Annotated in this window: 19 protein-coding genes; 7 read left to right on the forward strand and 12 right to left on the reverse strand. The window is 33.0% G+C overall.

Annotation, left to right across the window (positions count from 1 at the left end; all coding sequences use genetic code 11):
• Positions 1-146: 146 nt before the first annotated feature.
• Positions 147-599, reverse strand: a complete 453-nt coding sequence (gene bcp, locus Q9Q97_RS10090; RefSeq protein WP_306156569.1) for a thioredoxin-dependent thiol peroxidase — start codon at positions 597-599, stop codon at positions 147-149.
• 349 nt (positions 600-948) lie between these two features.
• Between bcp and nth the strand changes: the two genes are divergently transcribed.
• Positions 949-1,617, forward strand: coding sequence for an endonuclease III (gene nth, locus Q9Q97_RS10095; protein WP_306156571.1), 669 nt, complete (start codon positions 949-951; stop codon positions 1,615-1,617).
• An 87-nt stretch (positions 1,618-1,704) separates the two neighbouring features.
• On the opposite strand, the gene Q9Q97_RS10100 is transcribed toward nth, so the two are convergent.
• The 3 genes from Q9Q97_RS10100 to Q9Q97_RS10110 all read right to left on the reverse strand — a co-directional run bounded on the left by Q9Q97_RS10100 (position 1,705) and on the right by Q9Q97_RS10110 (position 4,093).
• Positions 1,705-2,769 carry a tetratricopeptide repeat protein gene (locus Q9Q97_RS10100; protein WP_306156573.1) on the reverse strand — a complete coding sequence of 355 codons (1,065 nt, stop codon included), beginning with the start codon at positions 2,767-2,769 and terminating at the stop codon, positions 1,705-1,707.
• 545 nt (positions 2,770-3,314) lie between these two features.
• Positions 3,315-3,458: a hypothetical protein gene (locus Q9Q97_RS10105; protein WP_164515274.1), complete on the reverse strand. Its 144-nt coding sequence runs from the start codon at positions 3,456-3,458 to the stop codon at positions 3,315-3,317.
• A 50-nt stretch (positions 3,459-3,508) separates the two neighbouring features.
• The gene (locus tag Q9Q97_RS10110) at positions 3,509-4,093 is read right to left on the reverse strand and encodes an RNA polymerase sigma factor (protein WP_111366804.1); all 585 of its coding nucleotides are present in this window, start codon (positions 4,091-4,093) and stop codon (positions 3,509-3,511) included.
• 525 nt (positions 4,094-4,618) lie between these two features.
• Here Q9Q97_RS10110 and uvrA point away from each other — a divergent pair.
• Positions 4,619-7,414, forward strand: coding sequence for an excinuclease ABC subunit UvrA (uvrA, locus tag Q9Q97_RS10115; RefSeq protein WP_306156578.1), 2,796 nt, complete (start codon positions 4,619-4,621; stop codon positions 7,412-7,414).
• 126 nt (positions 7,415-7,540) lie between these two features.
• Here uvrA and Q9Q97_RS10120 read toward each other — a convergent pair whose 3' ends face one another.
• The 6 genes from Q9Q97_RS10120 to Q9Q97_RS10145 all read right to left on the reverse strand — a co-directional run bounded on the left by Q9Q97_RS10120 (position 7,541) and on the right by Q9Q97_RS10145 (position 15,480).
• Positions 7,541-7,840 carry a hypothetical protein gene (locus tag Q9Q97_RS10120; RefSeq protein WP_306156580.1) on the reverse strand — a complete coding sequence of 100 codons (300 nt, stop codon included), beginning with the start codon at positions 7,838-7,840 and terminating at the stop codon, positions 7,541-7,543.
• A 268-nt stretch (positions 7,841-8,108) separates the two neighbouring features.
• Positions 8,109-9,725 (reverse strand): mechanosensitive ion channel family protein, encoded by a 1,617-nt coding sequence (locus Q9Q97_RS10125; protein ID WP_306156582.1) that lies wholly within the window; start codon positions 9,723-9,725, stop codon positions 8,109-8,111.
• 97 nt (positions 9,726-9,822) lie between these two features.
• On the reverse strand, positions 9,823-11,292 hold the full coding sequence (locus Q9Q97_RS10130; RefSeq protein WP_306156585.1) for a polysaccharide biosynthesis C-terminal domain-containing protein: 1,470 nt from the start codon (positions 11,290-11,292) through the stop codon (positions 9,823-9,825).
• Between the two features lie 35 nt (positions 11,293-11,327).
• Positions 11,328-12,614, reverse strand: a complete 1,287-nt coding sequence (locus Q9Q97_RS10135; protein WP_306156587.1) for a glycosyltransferase family 4 protein — start codon at positions 12,612-12,614, stop codon at positions 11,328-11,330.
• A 66-nt stretch (positions 12,615-12,680) separates the two neighbouring features.
• On the reverse strand, positions 12,681-15,137 hold the full coding sequence (locus Q9Q97_RS10140) for a YfhO family protein (protein ID WP_306156588.1): 2,457 nt from the start codon (positions 15,135-15,137) through the stop codon (positions 12,681-12,683).
• Positions 15,138-15,186: 49 nt separating this feature from the next.
• Entirely contained in the window at positions 15,187-15,480 is a 294-nt protein-coding gene (locus Q9Q97_RS10145) for a DUF4834 family protein (RefSeq protein ID WP_306156590.1), read from the reverse strand.
• 123 nt (positions 15,481-15,603) lie between these two features.
• Between Q9Q97_RS10145 and Q9Q97_RS10150 the strand changes: the two genes are divergently transcribed.
• Together Q9Q97_RS10150 and Q9Q97_RS10155 are read left to right on the forward strand one after the other, a co-directional pair.
• Positions 15,604-16,572 (forward strand): transporter, encoded by a 969-nt coding sequence (locus Q9Q97_RS10150; protein ID WP_306156592.1) that lies wholly within the window; start codon positions 15,604-15,606, stop codon positions 16,570-16,572.
• Positions 16,573-16,618: 46 nt separating this feature from the next.
• Positions 16,619-17,737 carry a GTP cyclohydrolase gene (locus Q9Q97_RS10155; protein WP_306156594.1) on the forward strand — a complete coding sequence of 373 codons (1,119 nt, stop codon included), beginning with the start codon at positions 16,619-16,621 and terminating at the stop codon, positions 17,735-17,737.
• 168 nt (positions 17,738-17,905) lie between these two features.
• Here Q9Q97_RS10155 and Q9Q97_RS10160 read toward each other — a convergent pair whose 3' ends face one another.
• Together Q9Q97_RS10160 and Q9Q97_RS10165 are read right to left on the reverse strand one after the other, a co-directional pair.
• A complete protein-coding gene (locus Q9Q97_RS10160) occupies positions 17,906-18,394 on the reverse strand; it encodes a hypothetical protein (RefSeq protein WP_306156596.1) in 489 nt (162 codons plus the stop codon).
• A 122-nt stretch (positions 18,395-18,516) separates the two neighbouring features.
• On the reverse strand, positions 18,517-19,776 hold the full coding sequence (locus tag Q9Q97_RS10165; RefSeq protein ID WP_306156598.1) for a pyridoxal phosphate-dependent aminotransferase family protein: 1,260 nt from the start codon (positions 19,774-19,776) through the stop codon (positions 18,517-18,519).
• 256 nt (positions 19,777-20,032) lie between these two features.
• On the opposite strand from Q9Q97_RS10165, the gene nirK reads away from it, so the two are divergent.
• From nirK to Q9Q97_RS10180, 3 genes are read left to right on the forward strand one after another with little or no spacing between them, the layout of a single operon-like run.
• The gene (nirK, locus tag Q9Q97_RS10170) at positions 20,033-21,481 is read left to right on the forward strand and encodes a copper-containing nitrite reductase (protein ID WP_306156600.1); all 1,449 of its coding nucleotides are present in this window, start codon (positions 20,033-20,035) and stop codon (positions 21,479-21,481) included.
• Between the two features lie 15 nt (positions 21,482-21,496).
• On the forward strand, positions 21,497-22,276 hold the full coding sequence (locus Q9Q97_RS10175) for a formylglycine-generating enzyme family protein (protein ID WP_306156602.1): 780 nt from the start codon (positions 21,497-21,499) through the stop codon (positions 22,274-22,276).
• Between the two features lie 11 nt (positions 22,277-22,287).
• Positions 22,288-22,884 (forward strand): SCO family protein, encoded by a 597-nt coding sequence (locus Q9Q97_RS10180; RefSeq protein ID WP_306156604.1) that lies wholly within the window; start codon positions 22,288-22,290, stop codon positions 22,882-22,884.
• Positions 22,885-22,965: the final 81 nt, after the last annotated feature.

The raw sequence follows: 22,965 nt of genomic DNA on the forward strand, positions 1-22,965 counted from the left end.
GCGTCTCTACAGTCCAATATTTGCGTGCATTACGTAAAATCTTTAGCGTGCGTTGCGTAAATAATCTTTGCGTTCTTTGCGGTAAAATTTCAACCCATTTTGAGCACAACTTGAAACTTGAAACAAAGAAAACCTGAAACAAAATTTTATTTCAAAATCTGCGAAGCGTGTTCTTTTGTTTTTACTTTCTCGATTACTTCTTCGATAATTCCTTTTTCGTCGATTACGAAAGTAGTTCTATGAATTCCGTCGTATTCTCTTCCCATGAATTTCTTTGGTCCCCAAACTCCAAAAGCATTAATAACCGACTTGTCTTCATCTGCAATTAACGGAAAAGGCAATTCGTACTTTTCTTTGAATTTTATCTGTGCTTTTGAGGTGTCTGCACTTACTCCAAGAAGTTCATAATTATTGGCTTGAAAACGGTGAAAATTATCTCTCAAATCACATGCTTCGGCTGTACAGCCAAGAGTACTTGCTTTTGGATAAAAGAAGACAACCAGTTTTTTCCCAGCATAATCTGCCAGTTTATGTGTTTTTCCGTCTTGATCTGTTCCTGAAAAATTGGGTGCTTTATCTCCTGCTTTTAATGTTGTCATATCTTTTTAATTTTAGATTTTAGATTGTTGATTTTAGATTCCCGCAAGGTTTGCTAAATGCCTTGTAGATATTATTTACTTTAGATTATTGATTTTAGATTTTAGACTAAAACAAAGATAGCGTACAACTCTTAACTCATAACTTAATTCATAACTTTTTTCATGCCCCAGATTGAAGTGGAAACCCCGGAATTATGATAGTTTACATTTTTTGTATTTAAAAAGCGACCGAAGGAAGCTCTTTTAAATACTTAAAAATGTTACTAGCATAATGAGGAGTTGAAACGGAAAGCTGGATTAGGCACATCATTAAAATTATACTATTTTTACAGACAATAAAATCATCGAAATGAATAAAGAAGCTCGTGTACAGTTTGTTATAGACAAATTGAAAGAACTCTACCCTACTATACCTGTTCCGCTAGATCACAAAGATCCGTATACGCTTTTAATTGCGGTTTTATTGTCGGCACAATGCACAGATGTACGTGTGAATCAGATTACGCCTCTTTTGTTTGCAAAGGCTGATAATCCGTATGATATGGTTAAAATGTCGGTGGAAGAAATTAAAGAAATTATTCGTCCGTGCGGTTTGTCACCTATGAAATCGAAGGGAATTCATGGCTTGTCTGAAATTTTGATTGAAAAACATAACGGAGAAGTTCCGCAGAGTTTTGAAGCGCTTGAGGCTTTGCCTGCTGTTGGACATAAAACGGCTAGTGTGGTAATGTCGCAAGCTTTTGGTGTTCCGGCTTTTCCTGTAGACACGCACATTCATCGCTTGATGCACAGATGGAATTTATCTAACGGAAAAAATGTAGCTCAGACTGAAAAAGATGCTAAAAGATTATTTCCGAGAGAATTATGGAACGATTTGCACTTGCAGATTATTTGGTACGGTCGAGAATATTCGCCTGCAAGAGGCTGGAATTTGGAGAAAGACATTATCACTAAAACCGTTGGCAAAAAATCTCTTATTGAAGAAATGGAGAAAATAGCTTTGAAAAAAGCTGTTTAATGTGCCAATAAAAAAAATTAGATAATTAGATAATTGTCTGTTATTAAAACACATTATCTAATTATCTAATCAATAAAATTATCTAATTTACATTCCCGCTTTTAAAGCGTTGTATTCTGTATTCATATCAAGTGATCTGTAAACACCTAATAACGTTTTGGTTGCATCTGGATTTTTTGGCTCAAGCGTTAGCACTTTCTTTAGATACGGAATCGCACTTCTTGTAATATCATCTTTTCTGGCATTCAGCTTATCGTATTGCTTCATTTCTGCCGGAGTCGTTCCCAGTGCAGAGATTTCATCGGCAAGATCTTTTTTCATTTGCAATTTCAGATAAGCTAGATTGATATACGCATCAATATAATTTGGATTTAATTCCAGCACATAATTGTAAATCGCTTCTGATTTTGGATAATCCTTTTTTTCAAGATAGGCATACGCCAGATTGCTGTTTATTTCTATTCTTTTGGAAGGAATAGATTCTGTTCTTGGCTTTTCGTACAAACCTTGCTGAATTGCAGATTCTCTGGCTTTTGGAGAAATAAAGGTATCCTCTTCTTTTGTTTTTTTGTTTGTAGCATAGTACAGAACCCCTTTTCCAGAATAATTAATCTTTTTCAGAAGTTCATAGTAAGTAACGGCAGCATTGAAATCTTTTGCATTTATGGATGAGGCTGCAGCATTACACAAGTTTAAAGTATCTTTTTTATCAAACAAATATACTTTATAACTTTTCTCTGCGCTTTCTTTGAAGTTTCCAGCTTTAAAATCTGCCATTGCGCCATTTACAAGACTGGCTTTCATATCTTTTAAAGCCATATTAGCCTTAACTGTCCATTTGAATTTTCCTGATTCGTTTTCGTATAAAAATACATCTTGGTATGATTGCGACGCCAATGTAAAATTATTGGCAGCATCAATGTTTTTTACAGCCAAATCTTTTAATACATTACCTTTTAAGAAGTAATAATCTGACTTGTCTTCATCAGATGCGTTAAGAATAAGATATTCTGTTTTAGTTAAAATTGCCAAAGCGTCTTGGCTATTTCCTTTATCAAATAAAGACTGCGCTTCCTTAATTTTGTCTTTTTGGGCAAATGCGCCAATGCTGATCATTAATAAGCACGACAACATTTTAATGTTCTCTTTCATTTTACGGTTAAGTTTTGGTGATTAAATGATTTTCTTATTTTCTTGAGGCAATAGCAACAGACAATTAAACTGGTTTAAAAATTATCTTATTACTATTTTTTGAGTCAATACTGCTGGTCCAACTATTTTCTCAAAATCAAATGAGCATCAAAACTTAACAAAATAAAGCAGGGTAGTTTTTCTTCATAAACAATCTGTTTTGGGGTTAAATATTTAGTTATTACGTTGTTATTTTTCTAATTCTTTGAATAAAACCAGCACTCTTATACGAATAATACTTACGAAATCATTTTTATCGAACAAAAAGCTAGTTTTTTAACTAAAATAAAATTAAAAACTAAATAAACATATAAAATCTCATCAAAATATTAAATTTTAACAAAACAAGAGGAAAATGATGTAAAAAACTTATATTTTTTAAGTTCAAAATATAAACAAAATAAAAAACTCACTATTTGTATAAGAAATACAAACAGTGAGCTTTTTCAACCGAAACGACCATTCGGTTTATTTTTAATAAACATCCGACAGGAGCAGTGGGGTGTTTAGTTAGCTATAATCTCAAAATTTTTATCTTCAATCTTAACAACTGTCAAGGCTTTAGAATAATTCAATAAAAAAGAAACGACTTCTTTATTAGGTTTAAGATTTTTGGAAGCTAATGCTTTTTTTGAGTAAATTTTCCCCATACTGTAAAAATGATTTATACTAGTATAACGGACTAAATATCAAAATAGTATTAGTTGGTTAAAATAATTTGATGTTTATCTATTATTTTTCTCAAATTCATTAGCGCGTAACGCATTCTTCCCAATGCTGTATTGATGCTTACGCCTGTAATTTCTGAGATTTCTTTGAAACTCATATCTTGGTACATACGCATTACCAATACTTCTTTTTGATCTTCTGGAAGTTCTTCTATCAACTTTTTTAGATCCAATTCTACTTGGTCCACAATCATTTTGCCTTCTATTGTGAGTGCGTCGTCAGACATGATAGAGAAAATAGAAAACTCTTCTGTTTCTCTGTACATCGGCATTTTTTTTGTCTTGCGAAAATGGTCTACAATTAAGTTATGAGAAATACGCATTACCCAAGGCAGAAATTTACCTTCTTCGTTATACGAATTGCTTTTTAAAGTTTTGATTACTTTTATAAATGTATCTTGAAAAATATCATTTGAAATATCTCTATCAGCAATCTTAGAATATATAAAACCATATATCTTAGATTCATGCCTTTTTATTAATGTTGCCAGTGCAGCTTCACTGCCGTCAACATAATTTTTTACTAATAGAGCGTCTGGAGTATGCAGATCAGCCATAATAACTACTTTTTTAGTTTTATTTTAAAAATTTGGAGTATTTTTCTAAAAAGTAGTTTTTTTAAATAGGCGTTTCTTTTTTTAGGTTATGTTAATATTGTGACCAAATTTAACAATTTTTAATTTTAAAATGCAAATAAATCATTAATTATTATTAGTAAAACTTTTATTAATGTACAATAAACATAAAATTTACGTACAAAGTGCTAAAAATCCGTAAAAAAAATGCTAGGAAAAAGTGTTAAAAAACGAACCTAAACACCTAATAATTAATGAGATAATTTTTATTCTTTTCTTCTAATCAGATTTCAAATTACAATTTTTATTGAAATAATCCGACAATTGGAGAATATTTTTTTGCAGACTGTGTTAAACTGGACCAATACAGCTCTAAAAAAGTACACTTTTACAGCTAAATCTGCTTCAAAAAGTCTTTCAGTTAGAGTAAAATAGTTAAAATTTGGAACTAAATCCTTAACTAAATCCAATTCAAAATTGATTACTTTTGTAAAAATTGACTTTTTTATGCAAATTGACCTTTCTAAAATAGATCCGAAATCAAATATTATAATTAAAGGAGCGCAGGTACATAATCTAAAAAATGTAGATGTGGTTATTCCGAGAAATAAACTGGTTGTCATTACAGGTCTTTCAGGATCAGGAAAATCAAGTTTAGCTTTTGATACTTTATATGCCGAAGGACAAAGACGTTATGTAGAAAGTTTATCTTCTTATGCGCGTCAGTTTTTGGGCCGTTTAGACAAACCAAAAGTAGAATATATTAAAGGTATAGCGCCTGCAATTGCTATTGAGCAAAAAGTAAATACGACTAATGCTCGTTCGACTGTTGGAACTTCTACTGAAATTTACGACTATATCAAACTTTTGTTTGCGAGAATTGGGCGAACCTACTCTCCTATTTCCGGACAAGAAGTTAAAAAAAATACTGTTACAGATGTTATTTCTGATGTAAAGAGTCTTCCTCTTGACAGCAGATGGCTTTTGCTTGCTCCTATTCATCTTGAAGAAGGAAGGCAATTAGAAGACAAACTAAAAGTGCTTCTGCAGCAAGGTTTTGCGCGTATTTTGGTTGATAACGAAATGATTCGTCTAGATGAATTTTCTGCTTCAGATTTACATCAATTAGACAATAAAGACATTTTACTAATTATTGACCGTATTGTTGTAAAAGAGGAAGAAGAATTTTATAACCGTCTGGCAGATGCTGTGCAAACTGCTTTTTTTGAAGGAAAAGGAATTTGTTATCTTCAAGAATTAAATGCAGAGAAGAGATTTTCTTATTCGAATAATTTTGAGCTTGACGGAATGACTTTTCTCGAGCCAAATGTTCACTTATTCAGTTTCAACAATCCGTATGGGGCTTGCCCGGTTTGCGAAGGTTATGGAAATATTATTGGAATTGATGCTGATCTGGTTGTTCCAAATACTGCTTTATCTGTTTATGAAAGTGCTATTTATCCGTGGCGCGGCGAAAGTATGAGCTGGTATAAAGACGAATTGGTAAAACATGCTTATAAATTTGATTTCCCTATTCATAAGCCCTATTTCCAATTAACTGACGAACAAAAAGATTTAATTTGGACTGGAAATCAATATTTTCAGGGACTAAATGATTTCTTTAGAGAATTAGAAGAAAAAAATTATAAGATTCAGAACCGAGTAATGCTTTCACGCTATCGTGGTAAAACTAAATGTCACGCTTGTAAAGGGAAACGCTTGCGCGAAGAAGCTTCTTATGTAAAAATCAACGGAAAAACAGTTTCTGATTTGGTTGATTTACCAATTAAACATTTGGTTACTTTTTTCAAAAATATAGAATTAAACGTTTATGAACAGCAGATTGCGAAACGCTTGATGGTCGAAATCAATAATCGTTTATCTTTTTTAACGGAAGTTGGTTTAGACTATCTTACTTTAAATCGAAATTCTGCAACGCTTTCTGGAGGAGAATCGCAGCGTATTAACTTGGCAACTTCTCTAGGAAGCAGTTTGGTTGGTTCGATGTATATTTTGGATGAACCAAGTATTGGTCTGCATCCTAAAGATTCTGAAAGATTAATCAAAGTATTGCTTTCTCTTCGCGATTTAGGAAATACCGTAATTGTGGTAGAACATGATGAAGATATCATGAAAGCTGCCGATATGATTATTGATATTGGTCCAGAAGCTGGAACTTTTGGTGGAAAACTAGTTGCGCAAGGAACTTATGATGAAATTCTGCAATCTGATTCTTTAACTGCGAAATATTTAAATGGCGATTTAGAGATTTCTGTACCGAAGAAAAGACGAAAATTCAAAAATCATATTGATATAATCGGTGCACGTGAAAACAACTTAAAAAACATTAATGTTACATTTCCGTTAGATGTTTTAACTGTGGTTACCGGTGTTTCTGGAAGTGGAAAAAGTACGCTGATTAAGAAAATCTTATTTCCAGCTATGCAGAAAAAACTGGAAAGCGCTGCTGAAAAAGCCGGACAGTTTACTGAAATTTCAGGATCATTTTCGCAGATCAAACATATTGAGTACGTAGATCAAAATCCGATTGGGAGAAGCTCTAGATCGAATCCTGTAACGTATATTAAGGCGTATGATGATATTCGTGATTTATATGCCAAAGAAAAATTATCAAAAATAAGAGGTTATCAAGCTAAACATTTCTCTTTTAATGTTGACGGAGGACGTTGTGAAACTTGTAAAGGTGAAGGTTCTATAAATGTCGAAATGGTTTTCATGGCCGATGTTTCTCTTCCTTGCGAAACTTGTGGCGGAAAACGATTTAAAAAAGAAATTTTAGAGGTTACTTTTGACAATCAGAATATTAATGATATCCTGACAATGACCATTGATGATGCTATTGCTTTTTTCGAAAAAAATAAGCAGACTAAAATCACTCAGAAACTACAGCCGTTACAAGATGTTGGTTTAGGGTATGTTCAATTAGGACAATCTTCTTCTACACTTTCTGGTGGAGAGGCACAGCGTATTAAATTGGCTTCTTTCTTGGTTAAAGGCGCGACAAAAGACAAAGCTTTATTTGTTTTTGATGAACCTACAACGGGACTGCATTTTCATGACATTAAAAAACTTTTGGCTTCGTTTGACGCTTTAATAGAAAAAGGACATTCTATAATCGTTATCGAACACAATCTTGATCTTATAAAATGTGCAGACTGGATTCTTGATTTAGGTCCTGAAGGTGGAGAAAATGGAGGTCATTTACTTGCCTCTGGAACTCCCGAAGATATTGTAAAAGTAAAAGAATCGGTAACTGGAGTTTACTTAAAAGATAAATTGTAAAAAAAAGATTCTAAGTTACTAAGGTGCTAAGGTGCTAAGAGTTTAACTTAAAATAAATAAGGTTCTAAATTACTAGTTTGTAAAAAACTTAGTAGCTTAGAACCTTATTAACTTTGTAGCTAAAAATTAAGCTACTAGACATCTTTCTTCAAACGGAAGACCATCTTCGTCAATAGCTACTAAAATCTTTTTTTGTTTTGAAGCTTCAAAGGTAAGATACAGCCAAGCAAATGACCATAAACCTAGAGTTAAACAAAAAATAATAAAATTCAAACTGTGGTTAACCACTTTTCCTCCTTTAGATAAGACTGCGAAAAGCAACTCATCATTTCTTTCTTCTAAAGTAAATCCATTATGAACTTTGTTTGAAATCATATTAGAAAATACTTGCATGCTTTGTTCCTGGCTGAGATGATTGTTTTTCATAATTAATTTAATCTACCATTAATCCAATAACTAATTTCGTCTACTATTTCTTGCAAATTTATCTCGCTCAAAAGGATAAAACAATACCCATATTTAGGTATTTTTGTTAGAAATAATTATGCAATTTCTTCAAAGTAATGCTAAACCTTTAGTATAAAGTTAATTTTAATTCGATTAATTACAAAATATTCAGGTGTTAAAGTTTATTTTTTAATACCTAATTGTCAATTATTTAACCTTAAAAACGACCTTAAAAATTGAATTTCAACTACTCTTCTTTCAAGTATTCTGGCGGAATTGCTGTTGCACTTCCATCTCTGAAAGCACTGTAGTGTGGCGACATAATCTCTATTCCTGCCGCAAAGAAAGAATCTTGAATATTTTGATGCAATGAGGAATAAATTCTTGGCTGTTTCGTTGGCTCCTTAGTGTAAACATTAATTTGATACGAAACATAAAAATCATCTAAACTCGTTTGCAATACAAATGGTTTTGGCTCTTTTTCGGTCATTTCTGTTTTTAGTGCTGCATCAATCAAAGCGGCGTAAATGTCTTTCCATGGCACATCATAACCAATCGTGACTGTAGTATGAATAAGCAATCCCGCAGTCGACTGTTTGGTGTTTGCCGAATAATTGGTCGAAGTACTGGACAAAACTGTAGCATTCGGAATCGTAATATCTTCAAATTTTGGCGTTCTTATTCTGGTAACCAATGCCGTTTTTTCTATTACTTCTCCGCTTACATCACCAATCTTTATATAATCACCAATTTTAAACGGGCGCATATACGTAATTACTAAACCCGCCACCATATTTGCAATAGCGTTAGAAGAACCAAGAGAAAACAGAACCCCGACAAATACCGAAACTCCTTTAAAAATTGGAGAATCTGAACCTGGCAGATACGGAAAAATAATAACCAGCATAAAAGCGTACATCAGCAGTCTGATTACATTGAATGTTGGCAATGCCCAATCGCTATAAAATCCGTCAATTTTTATGTTTTCAGATTTTATTTCGTCAAAGAAAAATTTAATGATTTTGAGCGCATATTTAAAAATGATAACAATTACGATAATTGTAAACAGACTTGGCAAGAACCCTAGAAATCCCATTAATGCAGATTTAGCCGGCGTCAAAATCCATCTAAGAAGCATTGTTGTATAATCTTTAGTAGCTGGAAATATGCTGAATAAAACAGGAAGCGACAAGTAAACAATTAAAATAAGTGTTATTATTTTTATAAAACCAAAAAAACGAAGAAACAAAATCAGCTGCCTTTCTGGAGATAATATTTTGATTGTATTATAATTGACTCCTTTAAAATATCGAGCTTTATTTTTGACAATATAATTTCTAATCAGATTAAAAAGCTTTCCAACCAAAAACAAAACCAAGCTAATTATAAGAATTAATAAAGCCGTATATCCGATTCGTTTAGGCAATTGAGAATAATTCTCATTTTGGTATAGGATCGCATTTCTAATTTTCGCCAGATTTCTATTGGCAATTTTAGTTGTAGTGCTATTTTCTGCTTTTGCATCAGCATCAAAAACAGACATTATGACTAAATCATTTTGATAGATAATATCCATCGAAGCATCCGAAGGAACAATTTTAAGCGAATCTTTTTCAAAGAAAGATTCGTTGTAAAGTCTTTTTATTTTATTGGTAATATATTCTGCCCGCTCTTTTGCAGAAAAAGAACCAACTTTATGATAAACAAAAAAAAGTGTGTCCTTGAAAGGCTTTACAGGATAACCTTGTAGTTTTACTGTCGAAATCTCTTTATCAGTGCTTTTCAGATCGGGAGTCTGGGCAAATACTGAAAAAGAAAATAAAATAAAGAAGAAAGCTAATAACCTAAGTACTTTTATTTTCATATTCAATTAGAAATAAGTTAGTTATCCTTTCTAACAAATATAAAAACAAAAAAGTTATGATTTTTTAAATTGCTTTCTTTTTTACAGAAAAATCAGATCAAATTTTAAACCCTAATTTCTTAAAGATCGAATCAATAACATTATTGATATCTGACGAAATTTTAAATTTATAATTCAGATAAACATATAATATAGTTACCAAAATCGATTTTAAAGCGATACTTATTAACTGGAAAAATGGAAATTCCCAAAAATAAAACAGCAGAAACAATACAAAAGTAAGCAGCATAGAATCAATAGTCTGTTTTGTAAAAGGGTACAAATGCAGCTTCTTTACCACAAAAAGCAGTTTTGCCAAACTATATAAAGTAATCGACAGCAGAGTTGCAAATGCAGAACCAAAGATTCCCCAGATAGGAATAAAGATCAAATTTAAAATTACGGTTAAAACAACGAGCATTAATCCTAAATACAATACCATACGGTAATATTTGGTATTGAAAATAATAGCATTATTGTTTCCTAAAATCAGGTCAAAATATTTAGAAAGACCAATCATAAAAACTACAGAAATTCCGCCACTATATTCTTTCGGAACTAATTCGTATAATTGGTTAATATTGACAAAAATACAAAGCATTACAAAACCGCCCACAATCTGCAAATTGATCGAAGTCTTTTTATAAAGCTGATTTAATTCGTCGAATTTGTTATCGTGCATTAATTTAGCTGTAATCGGGTACACAATCTGATGCATCGCACGACTTGGAACTGAAATGACCAAAGCAATGTAAGTCGCAACGGAGTAATAGGCGATATTTTCGATTTTCATATACTGATTCAAAATCAATTTATCGCCGTCTAAAAGTAAGTTTGCAACACTTCCAGATAAAATAATATAAAAAGTATATTCCATTACACTTTTTACATTTTCAGGTATAGAAATTTGAAAATTAGGCTTTTTAACGTAAAAAGCATAAAACATGGTTACGATAAAAGCTATAAAATAAATCGCCGCCGTTACATAAACAAACTGAACCAGACTGATCCAATTGAAATACAACGCTATTAAAGCAAAAGTCGAAAGCAATCTTAAACCAACTTCTTTTATAAAATTTCCAAAAACAGAATGCATGTGAACCCTAGCCCACGCATAAAAAATTTCAAAATAAGCCATACAGATTCCGATAAACGGAATAAGCAGCATAAATTCGCGCACAATAGGATTTTCTTTCGAAACAAAATCGGTTATGTCGTCGTAAAAGAAGATTCCTATAAGTCCTAACGGAATACACATTAAAAGCGGAAACAACGCTGTAAAAGACAAAAACTGCTCTCTTTCTTCTTCTGTTTTATACTGCGAATAAAATTTTACAAGCGTATTCTGCATTCCGATCGCGAACAAAGGCATAATGACATTTGCTGCAGAAGTAACGTAATTTGTTAAAGCGTAATAAGTTGCTCCAAGAAAAACGGGATAAAGATATAAAGTATTTATGGCTCCGATACCAAAACCAATGTATGTAATTATAGTATTTTTAAAAGACTGATTTAAGACAATACCCATTTCTTGAGTTTAGATTGTATTTGAAATTTTAATGATTATCCTTTAATCAGCTGTGCTAATTGCTTGGTCAGGTTTTTTCTCGAATATTGCTGTAAACCAATTCCGTGCGATTCCAGTTTCCCTTCCAAAAACTGATTAAAAAAGTCCAAAATTACACTTTTTAACTTCGCTTTTTCAGAATAATCAAAAAATACTCCTGTATTGGTCTGTGTAACGATATCTGCAAAGTCAGAACCTTGAGGTCCAATGGCAATTATTGGACGGTTTGAAACCATATATTCAAACAATTTACCTGGAATAATGCTTTTCGTATCTTCAGAATTAATTTCGATCAAAAGCAGAACCTGAGATTTTCTTTGATGTGCAACCGCTTCTTTATGAGAAACGTAACCCACCAAGTTCAAATAATCATTTAACTGATGTTCTTGTATCGCATCTAAAACTTCCTGACTTACAGCTCCAATTAATTTAATTTCTAAATGAGATTTAAACTCTGGAACTTCTTTTAGCAATTCAACCAAAACTTCCCACAGAAATGGCGGATTTCTGTCTGATAAGAAAGAACCAATATGAGCTAAAGTAAATTTGGTGTCTAATGTTTGTTTTTCAACTGTTTCAACATCGTAACCATTTGTAATTACCGTAATTGGCTTAGCGGTAATCGCTTCAAATTCCGTTTTCGTAGTTTTACTTGTTACGATAATTTCGTCTGCATAATTGAGTACTTTATGCTCAAGGCTTTTATGTTTTTTCTCCGCATAAGAAGATAATCGAAGTGCTTTGTGATAGCCAATCGTTGTCCAAGGATCACGAAAATCGGCAAACCATTTCACTTTCAATTTTTTTTGTAACTCTAAACCAATCAAATGCAGACTATGCGGTGGTCCAGAAGTTACAATCGTATCGATATTATTTTCCTGAATATATTTTTCTAAATAAGAAACAGACGGTTTTACCCAAAAAACACGCGCATCTGGAATAAAAAGATTTCCTCGAACCCAAAGAAACGTTTTGTCTAAGAAAGTCTGTTTTTTCTTTTGAGGAAAAATTCCCGAACTGATTTTTTTGGTTTTATTTTTCGAAAAAACAGAAGCCAATTGGTAAGGCTCCCAAATTTTATTCTTTAAAACAATTACTTTGTCTGATATTTCACTTACCAATCCTTCATCAACAATTGGATAAGTTGGATTTTCTGGAACATAAACTATAGGCTGTACATCAAATTCTGGCAAATATTTGACAAATTTCAGCCAACGCTGTACGCCCGGCCCACCCGCAGGCGGAAAATAATAGGTAATTATTAAAAGTTTTTTTTGTTCCATTTAAGATTTATTCTGTTTCACAGAGATTCGCAAAGTGCTCGCTAAGAATCGCAAAGATTTTCTAAATTATTTTTGTGTGTCTTTGTGACTACTTTGTGAATCTTTGCGGTAGAATTTTTCGAAATAAATCCCCGCAGCTAAAAGCAACAACATTCCAATTGAACTTATTAAAGTAATTGTTCCTCCAGTTTTGATAATCTGAGGTTCAAATTTAAATTCAATTGTATGTTTTCCTGCAGGAACTTCCATTGCTCTCAAAACATAATCAACAGGGAAATGATCTGTTAATTTACCATCGATATAAGCATTCCAGCCATTTTTATAATACATTTCAGAGAAAACAGCTAAACCATCATTCTCTTTGTCTGATTTGTATTTAATGTAATTTGGCTTATAAGTAACAACTTTAATCGTTCCAGTTGTATCTAAAGGTTTCTTTAATCTCGCATTTTGAAATTTATTTTCATGCTCGTGAACATTAAATACTGCAACTTTTTTAGTATCCAAAGTATTCAAGGCTTTCATGACATCATCTGGCTTGTTTACCAGTTTTACAGACTCCACAAACCAGGCATTTCCGTTAGCATCTGGATTAACAGTCGGAATCTGATTTCCTGTACTGTCCACCTGAATCACATACTTAACATTCAACATATTAAGCACTTCTAGATTATTTTTAGCAATTTGATAATCGTATAATTGCTGCATTCTTCTAGGTCTTACAGCACTATAACCTCCAATTGTTTTATGGAAATAAGAAGATCTTCCCTGTAATTGTCCCTGAAGATCGAATACACGATAAACAGAAGTATCTTTTAAAATTTGAGCATCTGCTTGAGTTTCTTGGAAAGGCGCTGCAATCTGAACCGGACTTACGAAATCTTTTGCCGAAACGTATTTTTTATCCACAAAAAACAAATCAAAAATCATTACAATTCCAATAACGATTAAAGTTGTTGTTTGAGAGAATCTGTTTTTAATAAACATCCAAAGCACAACAAAAGTAACCACGATTAAAAATCCAGATCGTAAGATATCTGCATAATACATCGTCATTCTGTCTTCTTTTAAAGCGTCAACAAAACCTGGCCCGTAGCTTTCCATGAAATATTGGTCGCTCGCTCCTGTAAAATGGAAGAAACTTTTTGCTATTAACAAAATTACCAATACTCCCAAACCAAAAACTCCTGTCTGTACTAATGCTTTCTGCTGTAATTTTGGTTCGTCTTTAGCTTTAAAGAATGACTGTAATCCCATAACAGCCAAAACAGGAAAACATAGCTCTAGAATTACCTGAATGGATGAAACAGCTCTAAATTTATCATAAAGAGGAACATATTCAATAAAAAAGTCTGTCAGCAAAGAGAAATTTTTTCCCCATGAAAGCACTAAAGTGAAAAGCGCCCCAGCAAGGAAAACATATTTAATTTTTCTATCATCAATAAATAAAGCTAAAACAGCCAAGAAGAAAACGACAGCCCCTATATAAGCTGGCGCTGAAACAATTGGCTGATCTCCCCAATACGTTGGCATTCCAGAAACAAAATCTTGAGCTTGAGACGAAGGAACGCCTTGCTCTACCATAAAGGCGTACATACGACTGTCTGTACCAACATTTTCGTGGCTTGAACCTCCAAATATTCTTGGAGCAATTAAATTCAAACTTTCTGCAATTCCATAACTATATTCTGTAATATAGTCTGTAGTCATAGAAGCAGTCGTTTCATTTTTAGATCCGTCTGGATTAAATGTCAGCTCACTTTTATCTCTAATACTATATTTAGCATATTCTTGTGTAGCCATTAAATTACCGGCATTGGCACCTAATGCAAAAATCCCCGCAACTAATAAAACGCCACAAGAAATTAAAAGTCCTTTAAAATCTTTTTCTTTAATAAAATTAAAAGCATAATAACCTGTTAGAATCAATAAGAAAATCAATAAATAATAGGTCATCTGGAAGTGATTGGCACTAATTTCTAATGCCACGGCAAACATGGTGAGCAAACCTCCCCAAATGTATTTTTTCTGAAAAACGAGTATAAAACCTGCAATTACTAAAGGCATATAGGCAATAGCATGCGCTTTGGCATTATGCCCAACTCCTAGAATAATAATCATATAAGTTGAAAAACCAAACGCAATTGAGCCTATAAAAGCTTTCAGCGGATCTGTTTTTAAAACCAATAATAAGCCATAAAAGCCAAGGAAATATAAAAACAAGTAATCTGCAGGACGCGGAAGAAAACGTAAAACGTCATCAACTTTACCTATAAAATCGTTCGGATAATTTGCACCAAGTTGATATGTTGGCATGCCGCCAAAAGCAGAATTCGTCCAATAAGGTTCTGCATTTTCTACCGCTCTAAAGTCATTTTGCTCTTTTGCCATTCCGGTGTATTGAGCAATATCAGACTGGAAAATTTGTTTTCCTTGCAGAACTGGATAAAAATAAATTAATGAAACAAGAATAAAGCCCAGAACTACAAGGGCATGCGGATAGAACTTATTTACTATTTTCAATTTTGGCTGGTTTGGGTTAAAATGAATCCTAAATTTTCAGGACACAAATCTAATCTATTTCTTCGTAATCAACATACTCACCCACTTTTTTGGTTTCGCGCGGGTTTTTAGCATTAGCTGTATTAATGATTATTTCATCATTATTATTTGTATTGCTATTGTTCTGATATCTATTATCTTGATTATATTGTTGCTGTTGTCTTTGAAAATTTTCACTGGCATTTTCTACTGCCTTTTTAACCAACACAGGCAAAAAGATTTTAGCTAAAAATTTAAAAATGTAATAAAAAGCTATAACCCACATGATGGTCTTGAACAAACCTGAAAAAGATGCTTCTTGCATAACTATATATTTTTTTCCAAAATTAATAAATCCGTTGCTTAAAAATAAAATATGAATCTTAAATAAATAATAAAATATGTACATTTGAAATGCGTTATTATTTTTCAACTCAAAAAAAATTATATGTTCAAAATTAAAAACTTACTTGCCCCGGTACTTTTTTTTATTCCACAACTGTTTTTTGCGCAATATACTGACGTCATTAACTCAAATCGCCCAGGTGAAACAATGTCTGCCTACGCCGTTGGAAAATCTGTTATTCAAGCCGAATTAGGTGTTTACGGCATTAAAGAAAAACACGACTTATTAGACTACGATGCCAGCGGATTCGGTACAGATTTAACTATTCGATATGGCGCTTTTCTCGAACAATTAGAATTCATAGCTGATTTACAATACCAAACCGAGAATTTTGATACTCCATACACCAGCTACAAAAAGAATAATTTTAGACGCACGGTTTTAGGAGCTAAATATCTTGTTTATGATCCGTACAAAAATTATAAAAAAGAAGTAAACATCTACAGCTATAAAGCCAATCGAAATTTTCAATGGCGAGAGCTTATTCCAGCTGTTTCTGTTTTTGCAGGAGCTAATTTTGTTGGAGCCGATAATCCTTATTATTTTTCTCCTGATGGCGCTATTTCTCCTAAAGTTTCGATTATTACACAAAATTTATTAGGAGGTGGAGCTTGGGTTTTTGTGACTAATATTATTGCAGATTATATCGGAACCGACTATCCAAGTTACGGATATGTATTAACTTTGACGCACGGATTTAATGACAGATGGTCTGGTTTTGTTGAAAATCAGGGGTATAAAAGTGATTTCTATAGCGATTCAATTCTTCGCGGAGGAGCTGCTTTTCTACTTTCTTCCAACATGCAGGTTGATGCTTCTATAAGTACCAATTTCAAAAATACACCCTCTATATTATATGGCGGTGTTGGCGTATCATGGCGTTATGATGGATGGTACAAAGAGAAGGTAGTTGAAGATAAAGCAGCCGCTAGAGCAAAAAAGAATCCTGATAATGAAAAAGCAATTGACTATCAAGAAAAAGAACGAAAGCGTAAAGCTAAATACGAATAAACTGAATAACTAGACCCTTTTATAAAGGACTCTCAATACCACCTTAATGATTACAATTAAAGAAGCTAAAAGCAAAAAAGAATTAACCGAATATATCAAATTTCCTTTTTCACTATATAAGGATAGCCCATATTGGGTGCCGCCTATTATTTCAGACGAATTGGAATCATTTGATAAAACTAAAAATCCTGCTTTTGATAATGCCGAAGCTTACTTTTATTTAGCTTACAGAGACAATAAAATTGTTGGGCGTATTACTGCTATTATCAATTGGTCTGAAGTTAACAATCAGCATAAGAGAAAAGTGCGTTTTGGATGGTTTGATGTAATTGATGATATTGAAGTTACAAAGGCATTGCTTGAAAAAGTGTATGAATTAGGAAGAAAACACAATTTAGAGCATGCTGAAGGCCCAATGGGATTTTCTAATCTAGATAAAGTTGGAGTTCTTACTGAAGGATATGACCAAATTGGAACCATGATTACATGGTACAATCACCCGTATTATGTAACGCATTTGGAGCAATTAGGGTTTCAGGTTGAAAAACAATATATAGAAAGTATATTTCCTTTTTCGAATGTAAAACCAGAATTCTTTCAGAAAGCGCAAGAGTTAATCAAAAAACGCTACGGATTAAAAGCGCTTAATTTTACCAAAACAAAAGACATTATACCTCATGTAGACAAAATGTTTGATTTGTTTAATGAATCTTATGAAAAACTGGCTTCGTTTGTAGCTATTTCTGACGTTCAAAAAGAATATTTTAAAAAGAAATATATCAGCTTTATTAATCCAGAATATATCAAATTTGTTGTTGATAAAGATGATAATCTGGTAGCTTTCAGTATCGTAATGCCTAGCTTTGTTGAAGCTTTGCAAAAAATAAAAGGAAAATTGTTTCCATTTGGATTTTTGCAGTTATTAAAAGCTAAAAAACACAGTAAAGACGTTGTTTTCTACCTCATCGGAGTTCATCCTGACTATCAAAATAAAGGCGTAACAGCGATTATATTTGATGAATATTATAAAACGTTTTCTGCCAAAGGAATTCAGACTTGTATCAGAACTCCTGAGTTATTAGAGAACAATGCCATTCATTTGCTTTGGAAAAACTTTGATCCTACTATTCACTGTCAGAGAAAGACTTATTTGAAGAATCTTTAATTTTAGTCCTTAGCTCTTAGTTGTTAGTCCCTAGTATTAAGCAATTAATATCAAAAAATAAGCACTTAGCGTTTAAGGACTAACAGCTAAGGACTAAGGACTAAAAAAACATAAAAAAATCCATTCGTCCCCAAAACGAATGGATTTTTCACTTTATAAAACACATCATTACTCTACTTTGCAATCTACTTTTACCAAAGTATTTTTTTGATCAAATTTAAGCTTTGATTTATCTTTAAAAGAAACTTTGTTATTTGCTTCTACTACATCTCCATATCCTTCAATAAAAGTTCCGTCTTTTTGAAGAAAAACAACTTCTCTAACAGATGAAACTCCTTCAGAATTAAAAGTATAATCTGCGACCAAAGTATCTCCTTTCATATTTCCAATTAAACTTCCCTCGTTTTTATCTTTTCCAACCAAATTATAACTTAGTGTCCCGTTTACTTCTTGATGAGAATTTACATTGAAACTCATCTCGATAACACTTCCGTTAGCTCTCCAAGCATAACATTGATCCCCTGCCGGTTCTACAATTTCTGCTTCTTTAGGTGGACTAGGCGTAATTTGTACTGGCTCTGTTGTCGTTGTTTCTTTTTTACAAGAAGCAAAAATCGACAAGGCAAGTACTGCTGTTAGTGTTAGTACTTTTTTCATATTTTCTATTTTTATTTTGTGATTATAGTATAAAGTTAATTCAATTCAAAAAAAAATCCATTCGTAGAACAAATGGATTTTTTACATAATTCCCACTAAGGAAATGTATTTTTTTTTAGAATTTACGAAACGTCAACAGTTGTACGTTCTGCAATTTCTTTATAAGTTCCGTTAACTAATTTCTCACGGATTGCTTCGAAAGCTGTTAAAGTCTCTTCGATATCAGCTAAGGTATGAGAAGCCGTAGGAATCATTCTCAATAAGATAATTCCTTTTGGAATAACTGGATAAACAACAATAGAAAGGAAAATACCATAATTTTCTCTTAAATCGTTTACCATTACCATTGCTTCAGGAATACTTCCTTCTAGGTAAACTGGTGTGATACAAGTATTTGTATCACCAATATTAAATCCTTTTTCTTTAAGACCGCTTTGTAATGCATTTACATTTTCCCAAAGTTTGTCTTTAATTGCAGAAGACTGACGCAATAACTCTAAACGTTTTAAAGAACCAATAGTTTGAATCATTGGCAATGCTTTTGCAAACATTTGAGAACGTAAGTTGTATTTCAAATAATCAATAACTGTTTTATCAGCCGCTACGAAAGCACCAATGTTAGCCATAGATTTTGCAAAAGTAGAGAAGTAAACATCAATCTGATCTTGAACCCCTTGCTCCTCACCTGCTCCAGCACCCGTTTTTCCTAAAGTACCAAAACCGTGAGCATCGTCTACTAATAATCTGAAATTGTATTTTTTCTTTAATTCAGCAATTTCTTTTAATTTTCCTTGCTGTCCGCGCATTCCAAAAACACCTTCAGTAATAAATAAAATACCTCCGCCTGTTTCTTCTGCCATTTTAGTAGCACGCTGCAAGTTTTTCTCCATACTTTCCAAATCATTGTGTTTGTATGTGAAACGTTTACCCATGTGCAAACGAACACCATCAATGATACAAGCATGTGAATCAACATCATAAACAATAATGTCATTTTTAGTAACCAAAGCATCAATAATAGACACCATTCCTTGGTAACCAAAATTCAATAAATAAGCAGATTCTTTCATTACAAATTCTGCCAATTCATTTTCTAATTGTTCGTGGTAAGTAGTATGTCCAGACATCATACGAGCTCCCATCGGATAAGCTGCACCAAACTGAATTGCTGCATCTGTATCTGCTTTACGAACTTCTGGATGATTAGCTAAACCTAAATAATCATTTAAACTCCAGTTTAAAATATTTTTTCCGTGAAATTGCATTCTAGGACCCAACTCTCCTTCTAACTTTGGGAAAACATAATAACCTTCTGCTTGAGAAGCCCATTTTCCTAAAGGTCCTTTATTGTCCTGAATTCTTTCGAATAAATCTTTTACCATAATATATGTAGTAATTTTTTTTACTTAATCAGCGAGCAAAAATAATCATTATTAATTTAAAATGAAGAGCCTCAATTATTTTTATTAAAAAATATTCTGCTGCAAAAAAATAATACCGTTTTGCGCCTCTTTGTTTGCTCCCAAAAAGCCCTGTTTCCCGCTGTAATTATGCCAAAACATGATTAATATCATAATAAAGGATAAAAAAGTCTTTTATTTTTGTTTAAAAATTTAACACAAAACAAAATAATAGATCATGAAACAAACTACCAAAACCTGGATTAAAACGAGTGCTCTAATCAGTTCGTTATTTATGCTGCTAATTTTAGGAAGCTGTAAAAAAGAACAAGATAAGATTTATGCAGACATCACAACTCAAGGCGAAATGGAGGCCGAACTTACAGCTCCTCCTCACGTTCCTAAACCTGTTGGCGACAGAACCGCAATGAAGTTAAAATTAAACATGGAAATCAAGGAACAAGAAGGCACAATGACAGATGGTGTAAAATATACCTATTGGACATTTGGTGGCTCGGTTCCAGGAAGTTTCATTAGAACCCGTGTGGGCGATGAAGTAGAATTTCACTTAAAAAACCATCCGGATAATAAATTGCCTCACAATATCGATTTACATGCTGTAACTGGTCCAGGAGGTGGAGCAACTTCTTCTCTTGTAGCTCCGGGACATGAAAAAGTTTTTAGTTTTAAAGTGATAAATCCTGGTTTATATGTATACCACTGCGCAACCGCTCCTGTGGGTATGCACATTGCAAACGGTATGTACGGATTGATTTTGGTTGAACCAGAAGGCGGACTTCCTCCAGTTGACAAAGAATATTACGTAATGCAGGGTGATTTTTACACTCAAGGTGAATATGGAGCAAAAGGCCTTCAGCCATTTGACATGAATAAAGCCGTAAAAGAAACTCCTGATTATGTCGTATTTAACGGAAAAGTGGGGTCATTAACAAATGGAAATGAATTAACAGCCAAAGTGGGCGAAACCGTTCGTTTATTTGTTGGAAACGGCGGACCAAATTTGGTTTCTTCTTTCCACGTTATTGGTGAAATATTCGACAATGTTCATGTTGAAGGCGGAAGCACAGTCAATAAAAATGTACAGACTACTTTGATTCCTGCTGGTGGCGCTGCCATTGTCGATTTTAAAGTAGAAACGCCGGGAACTTTTATTTTGGTTGACCACTCTATTTTCAGAGCATTTAATAAAGGGGCGCTAGGAATGCTAAAAGTGGAAGGAAAAGAAAATAAAAACATTTATTCTGGAACTATTCAAGAAGGTATTTATTTGCCTGAGGGCGGAACAATCCAGAAAATGCCTGAAACTGCAGCTTCAAAAACAACAGCGATTCCAAAACGTACCGTTGAAGAAAAAATTAAAATTGGGAAAGAAATCTTTGGAACAACTTGTTTTGCATGCCACCAGTCTGAAGGACAAGGAATACCAAGTACTTTCCCTCCTTTGGCAAAATCAGATTATTTAAATGCCGATTCTAAACGTGCTATTAAAACAATTTTGCATGGTTTAACGGGAGAAGTAACTGTTAACGGGAAAAAATACAACAACATAATGCCAGCTCAGAATTTATCTGATGATGAAATCGCTAATGTGCTTACCTACATTTATAACAGCTGGGGAAATAATAAAACAGAAGTTACTCCAGAAATGGTAAAAGCTTTAAGATAACAGCAAAACTCTAGCATGAAAAAATACATTTTCATACTTACTATTCTCTTTTTCTCTGCACTTAGTGTCATGAAAGCTCAGGAAAAAGGAATGGCTTTCATAAAAGAGGGATCTTTTGTCCCTCTTTATGGAGCTGTTTCTAAAAACCACGTTACAGTAAAATCTTTTTACATCGACATTTATCCTGTAACAAACAGTGAATTTTTAGAATTTGTCAAAAAAAATCCTTCTTATCAAAAATCTAAGATTAAAGGAATTTTTGCCGATAAAAGTTATTTGGCTTACTGGTCAACTGATCTTGATTTTGGAAATGCAAAACCGAAATCTCCAGTAACCGGCGTTTCTTGGTTTGCAGCAAAAAAATACTGCGAATGCCAAGGAAAACGCTTGCCAACAATGGACGAATGGGAATATGTAGCTATGGCCGACACTAAAAAAATAGACGCACGAACTAAAAAAGAATTTAACGAGTATATTTTATCCTGGTACGAGAAATCGAAAACGTATGAAAATGAGATTGGAAAAACTTTCAAAAATTACTGGGGAGTTTATGACATGCACGGTTTAGTTTGGGAATGGACGTCTGATTTTAACAGCATTTTTTTATCGGGAGAATCTAGAAAAGATAAAAGCAGTGATAAAAACCTTTTCTGCGGAGGCGCCTCTGTAAACGCATCCGATCTAATGGACTATGCCGCTTTTATGCGATATGCTTTTAGAGGAAGTTTGAAAGCACAATATTCAACACGAAATCTAGGATTTAGATGTGCCAGCACGACAAAACCTAAAATTTAATTTAGTTAAAAATGAAAAACATAGCAATTGCTTTTATTCTTCTTTTCTCCTTCTACAGCTGTAAAGAAGAAGATAAAAAAGAAAATAAAGCAGAAACAAAGAAGGAAATTAGTGATTTATCGATTTACAATCTTCCATCTAAATGGACAACACAGGACGGAAAAGATATTGAATTGAAATCGCTTAGAGGAAATGTTTTGGTTATGGTAATGATCTACACCAGCTGCAAAGCAGCCTGCCCAAGATTGGTAGCCGATATGCGAGATATTGAATCTAAACTGAATGCCAAAACAAAACAACACGTAAAACTGATTTTGGTGAGTATAGATCCAAAAACTGATACTCCAGAAAGATTAAAAAAGTTTGCCATAGAAAATAAAATGAATCAAGATCCGTGGATTTTCCTTCGTTCATCTGAAGAAAATACTCGTGAATTTGCAGCGGTTTTGGCTGTTAATTACAAAAAAATCTCGCCTATAGATTTTTCGCACTCTAACATTATCAGCGTTTTCAATCCAGAAGGAGAATTGGTATTTCAGCAGGAAGGTTTGGGTGTAAATAATGAAAAGACAATTGAAACCATAAATCAGGAAGCAGGGAAAATATAGATATTATAAATAGGTTAATTAGTAAGAACAAGAGCAGGTTTATAATAAAATCGGCTCTTGTTTTTTTATTTATAATGGAGT

Source organism: Flavobacterium sp. DG2-3 (assembly GCF_030730925.1).
Classification (GTDB): Bacteria; Bacteroidota; Bacteroidia; order Flavobacteriales; family Flavobacteriaceae; genus Flavobacterium.

Bases quoted from the DNA above. Each gene is read 5' to 3' on its own strand.
- Q9Q97_RS10120 (WP_306156580.1), bottom strand. From the start codon at position 7,840: ATGAAAAACAATCATCTCAGCCAGGAACAAAGCATGCAAGTATTTTCT.
- bcp (WP_306156569.1), bottom strand. From the start codon at position 599: ATGACAACATTAAAAGCAGGAGATAAAGCACCCAATTTTTCAGGAACA.
- Q9Q97_RS10110 (WP_111366804.1), bottom strand. From the start codon at position 4,093: ATGGCTGATCTGCATACTCCAGACGCTCTATTAGTAAAAAATTATGTT.
- Q9Q97_RS10130 (WP_306156585.1), bottom strand. From the start codon at position 11,292: ATGGGTATTGTCTTAAATCAGTCTTTTAAAAATACTATAATTACATAC.
- uvrA (WP_306156578.1), top strand. From the start codon at position 4,619: ATGCAAATTGACCTTTCTAAAATAGATCCGAAATCAAATATTATAATT.
- Q9Q97_RS10160 (WP_306156596.1), bottom strand. From the start codon at position 18,394: ATGAAAAAAGTACTAACACTAACAGCAGTACTTGCCTTGTCGATTTTT.
- Q9Q97_RS10145 (WP_306156590.1), bottom strand. From the start codon at position 15,480: ATGCAAGAAGCATCTTTTTCAGGTTTGTTCAAGACCATCATGTGGGTT.
- Q9Q97_RS10150 (WP_306156592.1), top strand. From the start codon at position 15,604: ATGTTCAAAATTAAAAACTTACTTGCCCCGGTACTTTTTTTTATTCCA.
- Q9Q97_RS10155 (WP_306156594.1), top strand. From the start codon at position 16,619: ATGATTACAATTAAAGAAGCTAAAAGCAAAAAAGAATTAACCGAATAT.
- Q9Q97_RS10180 (WP_306156604.1), top strand. From the start codon at position 22,288: ATGAAAAACATAGCAATTGCTTTTATTCTTCTTTTCTCCTTCTACAGC.
- nirK (WP_306156600.1), top strand. From the start codon at position 20,033: ATGAAACAAACTACCAAAACCTGGATTAAAACGAGTGCTCTAATCAGT.
- Q9Q97_RS10125 (WP_306156582.1), bottom strand. From the start codon at position 9,725: ATGAAAATAAAAGTACTTAGGTTATTAGCTTTCTTCTTTATTTTATTT.
- Q9Q97_RS10135 (WP_306156587.1), bottom strand. From the start codon at position 12,614: ATGGAACAAAAAAAACTTTTAATAATTACCTATTATTTTCCGCCTGCG.
- Q9Q97_RS10165 (WP_306156598.1), bottom strand. From the start codon at position 19,776: ATGGTAAAAGATTTATTCGAAAGAATTCAGGACAATAAAGGACCTTTA.
- Q9Q97_RS10105 (WP_164515274.1), bottom strand. From the start codon at position 3,458: ATGGGGAAAATTTACTCAAAAAAAGCATTAGCTTCCAAAAATCTTAAA.
- Q9Q97_RS10175 (WP_306156602.1), top strand. From the start codon at position 21,497: ATGAAAAAATACATTTTCATACTTACTATTCTCTTTTTCTCTGCACTT.
- nth (WP_306156571.1), top strand. From the start codon at position 949: ATGAATAAAGAAGCTCGTGTACAGTTTGTTATAGACAAATTGAAAGAA.
- Q9Q97_RS10100 (WP_306156573.1), bottom strand. From the start codon at position 2,769: ATGAAAGAGAACATTAAAATGTTGTCGTGCTTATTAATGATCAGCATT.